At 46.2% G+C, this 11,267-nt stretch carries 8 protein-coding genes and 1 pseudogene; 5 read left to right on the top strand and 4 right to left on the bottom strand.

Features of this window, described 5'->3' with window-relative positions; all coding sequences use genetic code 11:
• Positions 1 to 88 precede the first annotated feature (88 nt).
• On the top strand, positions 89 to 553 hold the full coding sequence (asnC, locus tag JC606_RS05885; RefSeq protein ID WP_008218581.1) for a transcriptional regulator AsnC: 465 nt from the start codon (positions 89 to 91) through the stop codon (positions 551 to 553).
• A gap of 68 nt (positions 554 to 621) precedes the next feature.
• Here the strand turns inward: asnC and prlC are convergent, their stop codons facing one another.
• On the bottom strand, positions 622 to 2,664 hold the full coding sequence (prlC, locus tag JC606_RS05880) for an oligopeptidase A (protein ID WP_198778209.1): 2,043 nt from the start codon (positions 2,662 to 2,664) through the stop codon (positions 622 to 624).
• A 278-nt stretch (positions 2,665 to 2,942) separates the two neighbouring features.
• On the opposite strand from prlC, the gene JC606_RS05875 reads away from it, so the two are divergent.
• From JC606_RS05875 to JC606_RS05860, 4 genes and pseudogenes are all read left to right on the top strand, one after another.
• On the top strand, positions 2,943 to 3,782 hold the full coding sequence (locus JC606_RS05875; protein WP_004740945.1) for a 23S rRNA (adenine(2030)-N(6))-methyltransferase RlmJ: 840 nt from the start codon (positions 2,943 to 2,945) through the stop codon (positions 3,780 to 3,782).
• 187 nt (positions 3,783 to 3,969) lie between these two features.
• Entirely contained in the window at positions 3,970 to 5,325 is a 1,356-nt protein-coding gene (gene gorA, locus JC606_RS05870; protein WP_004740943.1) for a glutathione-disulfide reductase, read from the top strand.
• A gap of 200 nt (positions 5,326 to 5,525) precedes the next feature.
• Complete coding sequence (locus JC606_RS05865) at positions 5,526 to 7,250, top strand: hypothetical protein (RefSeq protein ID WP_198778208.1); 1,725 nt, start codon at positions 5,526 to 5,528, stop codon at positions 7,248 to 7,250.
• Between the two features lie 115 nt (positions 7,251 to 7,365).
• Positions 7,366 to 7,644, top strand: a pseudogene (locus tag JC606_RS05860) (DUF6482 family protein); the annotation flags it as partial.
• A gap of 65 nt (positions 7,645 to 7,709) precedes the next feature.
• Here the strand turns inward: JC606_RS05860 and JC606_RS05855 are convergent.
• The 3 genes from JC606_RS05855 to JC606_RS05845 form a co-directional block, all read right to left on the bottom strand.
• Positions 7,710 to 8,951 (bottom strand): NADH:ubiquinone reductase (Na(+)-transporting) subunit B, encoded by a 1,242-nt coding sequence (locus tag JC606_RS05855; protein ID WP_105057717.1) that lies wholly within the window; start codon positions 8,949 to 8,951, stop codon positions 7,710 to 7,712.
• Positions 8,952 to 9,169: 218 nt separating this feature from the next.
• Positions 9,170 to 10,141, bottom strand: coding sequence for an SPOR domain-containing protein (locus JC606_RS05850; protein ID WP_198778207.1), 972 nt, complete (start codon positions 10,139 to 10,141; stop codon positions 9,170 to 9,172).
• Between the two features lie 187 nt (positions 10,142 to 10,328).
• Positions 10,329 to 11,267, bottom strand: a complete 939-nt coding sequence (locus JC606_RS05845; RefSeq protein ID WP_008218598.1) for an ABC transporter permease — start codon at positions 11,265 to 11,267, stop codon at positions 10,329 to 10,331.

Below are 11,267 nucleotides of genomic sequence, written 5' to 3'. Positions count from 1 at the left end.
CTAACATCATTGTTGCTGCTAATATTATCACCCTTGGCTATGATATGTACTCTAGCCGATATATTTTCATTAAATCTAAGGGTTAAGCATGTCCACAACTACCGCTCGTCTCGATGACCTAGACCGTGCCATTCTGAAAACCTTAATGGAAGATGCTCGTACGCCTTACGCCGAGATGGCCAAGCAGTTTGACGTAAGCCCTGCGACTATTCACGTCCGTATCGAGAAAATGAGATCGGCCGACATTATTGAGCGCACCGAAGTGGTGGTAAACACGAAAAAGCTAGGTTACGACGTATGTTGCTTTATTGGCATCAACCTGAATGCAGCCAAAGATTACCACTCGGCAATCGCTAAACTGAATGCCCTAGATGAGGTGGTTGAAGCCTACTACACCACTGGTGCCTACAATATTTTCGTTAAGTTGATGTGTAAATCGATTGAAGAGCTGCAGTTCGTTTTGATCGATAAGTTGCAGGCAATTGATGAGGTGCAATCGACCGAGACGCTAATCTCACTGCAAAACCCAATCAATCGTAATGTGAACCCATAATCGATTGATAAGCCGATACAAAAAGAGCCTCACAAGGAGGCTCTTTTTACATTCTGACCAGCACAATATTACGCGCTGATACCTGCATGGCGCAGCATCGCGTCGATTTGAGGCTCACGACCACGGAAGCGTTTGAACAGCTCCATTGGCTCTTCACTGCCACCCATTTCTAGGATGTTATTCAGGAAGCGATTACCCGTTTCAGTGTTGAAGATACCCTCTTCTTCAAATGCTGAGAACGCATCTGCCGATAGCACTTCAGCCCATAGGTAGCTGTAGTAACCCGCGCTGTAACCACCAGCGAAGATGTGGCTGAAGCTGTGTGAGAAACGGTTCCAATCAAGGCTTGGTAGTACCGCCACTTTAGACTTCACGTCAGCCAGTGTTTCAAGTACGCGCGCGCCCACTTCTGGATCGTAAGTAGTGTGTAGCGTAAAGTCGAACAGACCGAACTCTAGCTGGCGTAAAATGAACATCGCTGATTGGAAGTTCTTCGCCGCTAGCATCTTCTCTAGCATCTCTTTTGGTAAAGCTTCACCTGTTTCGAAGTGACCAGAAATGAATGCTAGTGCCTCTTCTTCCCAACACCAGTTTTCTAGGAACTGACTTGGCAACTCAACTGCATCCCAAGGCACACCATTGATACCTGCAACCGCGCCTGCTTCTACTTGAGTCAGCATATGGTGGATACCATGGCCAAACTCGTGGAACAGAGTCACAACTTCATCGTGGGTAAACAACGCCGGCTTGTCGCCAACCGGTTTATTGAAGTTACACGTCAGGTAAGCGACTGGCGTTTGTAGTTCACCAGCAGCGGTAATACGACGACCACGGCAGTCGTCCATCCATGCTCCGCCACGCTTGTGTTCACGAGCGTACAAATCTAGGTAGAAGCTACCACGCAATGTGTTATTAGAATCAAAGATATCAAAGAAGCGTACCGACTCATGCCATGTGTCGACGCCTTCACGCTCTTTCACTGTCATACCAAATACACGATTCAGTACTTCAAACAGACCCGATACCGCTTTCGATTCAGGGAAGTAAGGGCGCAGCTCTTCATCTGAGATTTGGAATAGGTGCTGTTTCTGTTTTTCGCTGTAGTAAGGAATATCCCAAAGCTCTAGCTCAGACACACCAAACTCTTTTTCAGCGAACTGGCGCAGCTCTTCCACTTCACGCTCACCTTGAGGCTTCGCTTTCACCGCTAAATCATTCAAGAAGCCCAGAACCTGATCTGGCGTCTCTGCCATTTTGGTTGCCAGAGATTTCTCGCTGTAAGTGCCAAAGCCAAGCATACGTGCGATCTCATGACGCAATTTAAGCTGCTCGGTGATGATCTCTGTGTTGTCCCACTTACCAGCGTTTGGACCACGGTCTGAAGCGCGAGTAACGTAAGCTTCGTACAGCTCTCTACGCAGCTCTTGGTTATCACAGTAAGTCATTACTGGTAGGTACGATGGGATATCTAAAGTCAGTAGGTAACCTTCTTGCTCTTTAGCCTCTGCCGCCGCTTTTGCCGCCGCCAGTGCTGATTCAGGCATGCCTACCAACTCAGCAACATCAGTGACCTGCTTGCTCCAACCCATGGTTGCATCAAGTACATTATTTGAGAATTGAGAACCCAGCTCAGACTGACGCTTGCTGATCTCACCATAGCGGTGCTGCTCGTCAGCGGGTAAACCAATGCCTGATAGTTCGAAATCACGCAGTGCATCGGTAATGGTTTTTTGTTGAGCTCGATTTAATCCAGAGAATGCTTCGCTCGCCTTGATCGCTTTGTACGCTTCAAACAGACCTTTGTGTTGACCAACCCAAGTGCCGTACTCAGACAGCAGAGGTAAACAGCTTTCATACGCTTCACGCAGCTCGTCGCTGTTCACTACCGAGTTCATGTGGCTTACTGGTGACCAAACACGGCCTAAACGATCATCCACTTCTTCAATTGGAGCAACTAGGTTGTCCCAGCTTGGTGAAGTATTACCTTCAAGTACTTGTTCTATCTTGTTGCGACACGCTTCAATCACTTGCTCAACCGCTGGCTTAACGTGCTCAGGTTTGATTTGTGAAAACGGAGGTAGGTCCGTGAAGGTTAATAGCGGATTAGACATATAAACATTCCTTTGGCGTTAGAGACTTTCGTCTTTTTTGTAATGAGGTCGTCTTACAGTCATCAGGCTAAGCAGCGCCCTAAAAAATCACCTGCGAATAGTTATTAAATAGTGCCCATAAAGGTAAATTTCAATAGTAGAACCAATAACTAACTGCAGATAGCTGACGACTGTCCCTGAATTGTTCGAGAATTTATGGTCCATTGAGGGTTATAATAATCAGATTAACCCACCTACACTAACCACACTCTAAAGCGAGAGTGTTACGAGAGTTTAATTTGTTAAGTTATCGCCACAGCTTCCACGCAGGCAACCATGCCGACGTAGTAAAGCATATCGTACAGAGCCTTATTCTTAATTCTTTGAAACAGAAGGATAAGCCTTTTGTTTACCATGACACTCACTCTGGTGTAGGTCGTTACGACTTAACGCATGAATGGTCTGAAAAAACCGGTGAATACAAACAAGGTATCGCTCGCGTCTGGGAACAGCAAAACCTTCCTGAAGACATTCAAAGCTACCTTGAGTCTATCTCAACACTAAACAACGGCGACAAGCTGCGCTACTACCCAGGTTCACCACGTGTTGCACGTGCTCACCTGCGTGACCAGGACCGTATGGTACTGACCGAGCTTCACCCAGCTGACCACCCGCTGCTTGAGCAAGAGTTCCACCGCGATCGTCAGGTATCGATCTACAAAGAAGATGGCTTTAAGCGTCTAAAAGCAAGCCTGCCGCCAAAAGAGCGCCGTGGCTTAGTACTGATCGACCCACCGTACGAACTTGCAAAAGAGTACCGTGATGTAGTGACCGCCATTGCTCAAAGCCATAAACGCTGGGCAACGGGTATCTACGCAATTTGGTACCCAGTAGTGAACCGTTGTGACATCGAAGACATGATCGAAGGCTTAGAAAGCTTGGGCATCAACAAGATTCTACAGATCGAACTTGGTGTATCACCAGACACCAACGAACGTGGCATGACAGCATCAGGCATGATTGTTATCAACCCACCTTGGAAGCTAGAAAGCCAAATGAACGAGATTCTTCCATTCTTGAAGGAAGCAATTGCACCAGCAACCGGTCACTACAAAGTAGAGTGGATCGTACCTGAGTAATCTCGACACCACATCGAAGCTCAAGAAGCAGTCAAAAGACTGTGATGTGGACGAATAAATTTCAAGCAGGGAGATTGAGTTCAACCGATCTGCCCTCAATATAATAATTAGACAATTTTAGAATCTATAGGACGTAGGTACCCAGTGTGCTCACTGTGACTACAACCCTCAATAAATGGAGAAAGTAATGGCGACTCATTTTGATTACATCTGTATCGGTGGCGGCAGCGGCGGCATCGCATCAGCAAACCGCGCGGCAATGCACGGTGCAAAAGTTGCACTTATCGAAGCTCAGGACCTTGGTGGTACTTGTGTAAACGTTGGTTGTGTTCCTAAAAAGGTAATGTGGCACGGCGCTCAAGTCGCTGAAGCGATCAACCTATACTCTGAAGACTACGGCTTTGATGTTGAAGTGAAGAAGTTCAACTGGAGCAAACTGATTGAGAACCGCCAAGCGTACATTGGTCGTATCCACCAATCTTACGATCGCGTACTTGGTAACAACAAGGTAAACGTAATCAAAGGTTTTGCTAAGTTCGTTGACGAAAAGACAGTTGAAGTAAACGGTGAACACTACACAGCTGATCACATCCTGATCGCGGTAGGTGGTCGTCCAACGATTCCAAACATCCCAGGTGCAGAATACGGCATCGATTCAAATGGCTTCTTCGAACTAATGGAGCAGCCAAAACGCGTTGCGGTTATCGGTGCAGGCTACATCGCAGTTGAGATCGCAGGCGTACTAAGCGCACTTGGTACAGAAACACACTTGTTCTGCCGTAAAGAGTCTCCGCTACGTAGCTTCGACCCAATGATCGTTGAGACATTGGTTGAGGTAATGGAAGCAGAAGGTCCAACACTTCACACGCACTCAGTGCCTAAAGAAGTTGTGAAAGAAGCGGACGGCACACTGACGCTACACCTAGAGAATGGCAACACTCAAAACGTTGACCACCTAATCTGGGCTATCGGCCGTCACCCAGCGACTGACGCTATCAACCTAGCATCAACTGGCGTTGAGACAAACGACCGTGGCTACATCAAGGTAGACGAGTTCCAAGCGACTAACGTTCCTGGCATCTACTGTGTTGGTGACATCATGGAAGGTGGTATTGAGCTAACTCCTGTGGCAGTAAAAGCAGGTCGTCAGCTTTCTGAGCGTCTATTCAACGGTCAAACTAACGCGAAGATGGACTACAACCTAGTTCCTACTGTTGTATTCAGCCACCCACCTATCGGCACAATCGGTCTAACGACTCAAGAAGCTGAAGAGAAGTATGGCAAAGACAACATCAAGGTTTACACATCTGGCTTCACTGCGATGTACACAGCAGTAACCAAGCACCGCCAACCTTGTAAGATGAAACTAGTATGTGCTGGCGAAGAAGAGACAGTCGTTGGCCTACACGGCATCGGCTTCACGGTTGATGAGATGATTCAAGGCTTCGGCGTTGCAATGAAGATGGGCGCAACCAAAGCAGACTTCGACTCTGTTGTGGCAATTCACCCAACGGGCAGCGAAGAGTTCGTAACTATGCGCTAAATATCTGTAAGTCAAAGAAATATTATAAAAAGCCGACATCTGTCGGCTTTTTGCGTTTTTTGCCGTATGGTTCGAATATTTATTAACCGAATCCAACTTCATTCACTTAACTTATAATTAAGGTAGATATATAGTCGCACGATATAAACTACACACATAACAACAAAAAATAACTCAACTACATAAGGGATGTACGAGTAATGAAAAAAGTGAGTATTCTCGCAGCGGCGATTGCAGTGGCTTTAACTGGTTGTGGTAGCGACAGTTCTAATTCAGGTACTACAACGCCTGCAGAACCGTCAACAACCAACAAATTTATCGACGCGGCTGTTGAAGGTATCTACTACAACACTAGTTCTGGCTTGAACGGTGTTACGAACAGTGAGGGCGAATTTACCGCTAAGACTAGCGATACGGTTACCTTCTTTATTGGCGGCGAAAACGGCTTAAAAGTAGGTGCAGCATCAAACCGTGATGTACTGACTCCATTTGAAGCGGCGGGTAAATACGCTCGTGCACTTAACCTAGCAATTTTACTTCAGTCTCTGGACAACCAGTTTGGTAACACTTCAGATGAAATTCTGACAATTCCAGATATGATGCGCGAACCTGATGCTGCTACGTTAGCGAAGATGAAAGATCTAAGTCTAGATGACACTACAAGCGTAACGGACTTCCTAAAAGCGGTTGGTGTAGAAGTTGCAAATATCGCTTCAGAAAGCGACGCTCTAACGCACATGCAGTCTGCGTTTGGCTCAATGGAACGCGGCGATGACTCGGCAAATCCATTTATCACTGCTGGCAAATTCGTTCGTTACATTGATGTCACCCAGAACTCTAACGAATTCATTTACGTCCACGCTGACAAGCTAATGGAAGAAGACATGTTCAAGCGTACTCGCGGCATGACCGAGATGACGTTCAAAGTGAATTCTGCAGAATCAGTCACTATGTTTGCAGGATCTAACGACTATTCATTATCAGAAAGCTTTGCTGAACAGTACCTAACATGTGTTTCTGATGCGACAAACCAATGGATCGAAGAAGAAGATCCAGAAAGGAAGGGTTGTGATATTGATGGTGATAACCAAATAGACCATGAGAATGGCGATCTTACACCTGATACTGCATATGTTCTCAATAGTACTTTCGCATACAAACTACGAGACTTAACACAGTCAGCAACCGCTGATGAAGAGTTCACAGCCGAAGACATCGAAGGATGGAAGCCATTTGATGTACAAAAAGCTTCTGACTTGAATCACTACACAGCAAACAATGTCTGGGATGACAAAGATGAAGAAAGCGACCCATCAAAGTGGATTCGTGATACTACTTCTGGCTCTTTCGATCCAGTAACTGGCATTTATTCTGAGATTGTTAAGAAAGAAAGGCTGGGTAGCGACGTAAACAACCCCCAACCTCGCGTAACAGAGCGTGTTGCATACTACTACGAGATCCCAACAAAAGATTCTGAACGTTACGTGGATTTCACAGGAACATGGGAAACAAAAGAGTACTGTGACAATGGCGAAGTTGCAGTAAGTACTATGGTGTTCGGTGCAACAAAAGTAACGACATCAGGTTTTGAGTGTAAGAGCGACAACGGCGGCCAATCTTCACCAGAAGATATGGGGCAGTTTGATGCAACCTATACCGAATTAGGCGCTATAGATTACTGGTGGTTTGGTCAAACAGACCGAGCTTCAAAAGCGACACTGACAGAACTGAACACTGTGGTTCGCTTCTGCGACCAAGACAATTACGTTGCAGGCTCGTCTTGTAACTCAAATGATGAATACTTCGTTAAGTGGGAATACCAACCTGCTGGCACCAACTGGGATGAAGGCCTACTTATCCGTCGTAAGATGGATAACACAGGCAACACCAATGGTCGTGTTAGCATCATGCAGAAAATCAACTAGTCACTGAGTTATTTTGATGGCCTAATCAGAAACCAGGAGCTGTGCTTCTGGTTTTTTCATTTTGGAGCCACATGAACCTTCAAACAACTATTAACGTAGATACCAATACAAAGACCTATCTAGAACAACAATGGAGTTTGTGATGAATCTACTAATTGAATCATTTGAAGGCGGGATTTATTTAGCTTACCAAGTCGTTGGCGAGCAAAAGCAGTTAATTAAAGACGACCACCACCATCCGATGAAGTTTTTGAGTGTCAATCAAGCGCGTGACCACTTTAGCGATCAAGGCGTATCGTCAGCAACACTGATACATAACAGCGCTTACGATGAGATGTGCGGTGAGCACTGTGGTAGTACACAACCATTCGAGATTGATTTGAAGTGGAGTTGAATAGCTTTTATGTTTCTTTATCAATAGAAAGGCTTGCACATCGGCAAGCCTTTTTCTTTAGTGACTTAACGCACCATGCGCTTTTGCCTACGCTTAATATTCTGTTCTTTCACCATGAAATCAAATAACGGAGCAAACAGATTCGCAAACAAGATTGCGAGCATTATGCCTTCTGGATACGCGGGATTGAGTACTCGAATACCGACCGTCATCACACCTATCAGAATCCCGTAAGCCCATTTACTATTATTAGTGAATGCGGCAGATACCGGATCGGTCGCCATGAAGAAGGTACCAAACGCGACGCCACCTAATACAAAGTGCCAGTAGAACGGCATCGAAAACATTGAGTTAGTATCTGAACCAATCAAGTTTAGTAAGCTCGAGGTCGCCACAAGCCCAACAATCACACCAGCCACAATGCGCCACGATGCTATCTTCATGACAATCAGAATCACACCGGTCAACATAATGAGTAGTGAAGACACTTCACCCATCGAGCCCGGAATATTACCGATAAAGGCATCCATCCAAGTGATGGCCTCACCTGTCATGTTGTTGATCAGCGACGAGCCACCGCCTTCATACCATTGGCTGAGCGGTGTCGCTCCTGAATAGCCGTCAGCGGCAACCCATACCAAGCCTCCGGACATATTGGCAGGATAAGCAAAGTAAAGAAACGCTCGCCCCGCCAGTGCAGGGTTGAGGAAGTTTCGCCCTGTACCACCGAACAACTCCTTGGCAACAACAATACCAAAGGTGATACCCAAAGCGGCTTGCCACAGCGGGATAGTTGGCGGAAGAATAAGTGCAAACAGTACCGAGCTTACAAAAAAGCCTTCATTCACCTCGTGTTTTCGCACAACGGCAAATAAAACTTCCCAGAAGCCCCCCACCACAAATACGGTGGCATAAACAGGCAAGAAGTAGAGCGCCCCCAAGAACATCTGACTTCCCCAGCCACTTGCTACTAAGGACGGTGCATCACCAAACGCCCACGATAAGCGCCAACTACTGTCGATGATAGAAGCAAGCTCGGCACCCGAATAGGTAGCGGTTAACCCCATCACGGCTTGATGGCCTACGTTGTACATACCCCAAAACATCGCGGGGAAAGTGGCTAGCCACACCAGAATCATAATCCGTTTTAGGTCAATGCTGTCCCGGACATGGGTTATACCTCGGTTCACATTCCCTGGCGTGTAAAATATGGTCGCAAATGCCTCATACACTGGGTAGAGCTTTTCGTACTTCCCCCCAGCTTCGAAGCTAGGAGCCACATCTTCTAATCGTTTTTTCAAACTCATAATCTCAATCACCTTGTTGTTGAGTTATGGTTTTCTACGCACCAACCGCACTATTTGAGCAATTTTTAGTGATTTTTGATCAAATTCATTTGAAGGCGTCTGCCATCAGCTATCGATACACTGCTTAACCAAGTACCCCTAGCCTTTGAATTACGAGACCTAAAAACAACAAAGCCCCAGCAATCGCTGAGGCTTAAGTAAGGTTTCAATCCGACTTGTTACTTCACACACATCACGTTAAGTAGTGAAGAGCCTTTGAGTTGGTTTACGTTACCATTAGTGAACAGGCCTTTCTTATCCGCTCCCCAATAAGGTAGGTGCATTGGCCAGTTCTGGTTTTCCATCACTTTTGAGCCGAGGATGCTCTGCCATTGCTTTTCAGTCATCAGCTTCATGTTGATCTTATTACATACCAGCTCTGCACTACCATAATCCAAACGACTCCAAGGCTTACCTTGCTCCATGTAGAACTGCTGCTCATGGTCTAGCAAGTAAGGGATCGCATATTGGCTACCGGCAACATTTGCCGTCACGCGAACTTCAATTTCTAGATCGTTATCTGAATTCTTGCCACCACTTGGCAGTGCCTGAATGGCAGCCGCACTGGTGACTGTTGCCGCTGGCTTGGCTGCTACGGGTTTCGCCGCAGGCTTAGTTGCAGGTTTTACAGGCGCCTTAACCGGTGTCGGTTTTGCTGCTTTAGGCTCGGCTGCTTTTGCCACGATAGGTTGTGATGAGGTCTGCGACTTATCAACCATACGAATAAAGGCTTCGCCATAACCTGGCACCTTACGAACCTGAGCTAGATCTTTTCTCGCATCTGAAAATGTAGAGTAAGGACCAATCAAACAACGATAATCACCACCCTCAGGTTTCATCCATACGTTGGTCGAAATTTTGCCGTAAAGAGGTTTTGCTTGGCTCAGTGACAAAGGCTTGTTCAGCAGGCCACATTGAACCCAAAACAGCTCATTATCTGAATGACGCTTAGGCGCTTTATTACCCCAAACACCCTTACCGATCGGACATGATTGCTCTAGCTGTGGTAATTGATTAGTACTTGCCTGAGTAGCATCACATAAAACCGATTCTGCATTGACTTGGCTCGATACCAAGAGGGATGCAGCAATAAGCCCCATACGATAATTTCTAATCACAGCGCGACATACATCATTCATTGTCAATTTCATAACCACCACTTAAACCCTCACGGGTTAATTGTTACCGAATTAATGTCGATAAAACACGAATTCCATTTTAAGTATTATTGACACTATCAATGATACTTAGTTCAAGATCCATTAAGCAAAAAAAGAGCCGTAATTGCTTACGGCTCTTAGTTTAGTGATTTTTTTTACTAAAAATCAAACCAAGCTATCACCCTTTATAAATTTTAGGGTTAAACACGTCACGTAACCAGTCACCCAGTAGGTTGATCACCAGTACTAGCGTCACCAATACGACACCAGGGAAGGCTGTAATCCACCACGCACCAGAGAAAATGTAGTTAAAACCAGTACTGATTAGTGCACCTAGTGACGGTTGGTCTACCGGTAGGCCCAAACCTAGGAAAGAAAGTGCCGCTTCTGACATGATGGCATTTGCCACCTGTACCGTAGAGATAACCAAAATTGGCGATAAACAGTTTGGTAGAATATGACGGAACATGATGCGCGGAGCTCTGAAGCCCATCACGCGTGCTGCTTCTACATACTCTTTCTTCTTCTCAGCCAATACCGATGCACGAATCGTACGAGCATACTGCGGCCATTCAGCAATACCGATGATCACCACCAGCATCACTACCGCATATTGCGCGTAGAAGTCACTACCGAAGCTCGCCTTAAAGATAGCCGAGACAATGATCGCAACCATCATGGTTGAGAACGAAAGCTGAACATCAGCAAAACGCATCAAGAAGCTATCGATACGACCACCGAAGTAACCCGCAGATAGACCAATAATGATACCTAGAGTGAGCTGTAGACCAACGGCTAGGAAACCAATCGTCAATGATAAGCGAGAGCCGTAAAGCATGGTCGATAGAATGTCACGGCCCTGCTCATCGGTACCCAGTAGGAAACGCTCTTCGCCATCTTCCATCCAAGACGGTGGTAGCTCAGAGTCCATGATGTCGATAGACGTCACGTCATACGGGTCTGTTGGCGCCAGAATAGGTGCCGCCAATGCCATCACCAAGAATGCAGTGAAAACAGCAAAGCTGAACATTGCCACTTTGTCACGCAAGAAGTAGTACAGAATGTCTGACTGCTTGAATCGCTCCCAACGAGATGGAGCTGTTGTTGTTTGTTCCAT

Source organism: Vibrio sp. IB15 (assembly GCF_016406055.1).
Classification (GTDB): Bacteria; Pseudomonadota; Gammaproteobacteria; order Enterobacterales; family Vibrionaceae; genus Vibrio; species Vibrio chagasii.
The sequence above is the reverse complement of the archived record's forward strand: the minus strand, read 5'-3'. Positions and strand labels throughout refer to the sequence as shown.

Coding starts and splice junctions, on each gene's coding strand:
- asnC (WP_008218581.1), top strand. CDS start 89: ATGTCCACAACTACCGCTCGTCTCGATGACCTAGACCGTGCCATTCTG.
- prlC (WP_198778209.1), bottom strand. CDS start 2,664: ATGTCTAATCCGCTATTAACCTTCACGGACCTACCTCCGTTTTCACAA.
- gorA (WP_004740943.1), top strand. CDS start 3,970: ATGGCGACTCATTTTGATTACATCTGTATCGGTGGCGGCAGCGGCGGC.
- JC606_RS05865 (WP_198778208.1), top strand. CDS start 5,526: ATGAAAAAAGTGAGTATTCTCGCAGCGGCGATTGCAGTGGCTTTAACT.
- JC606_RS05855 (WP_105057717.1), bottom strand. CDS start 8,951: ATGAGTTTGAAAAAACGATTAGAAGATGTGGCTCCTAGCTTCGAAGCT.
- JC606_RS05850 (WP_198778207.1), bottom strand. CDS start 10,141: ATGAAATTGACAATGAATGATGTATGTCGCGCTGTGATTAGAAATTAT.
- JC606_RS05845 (WP_008218598.1), bottom strand. CDS start 11,267: ATGGAACAAACAACAACAGCTCCATCTCGTTGGGAGCGATTCAAGCAG.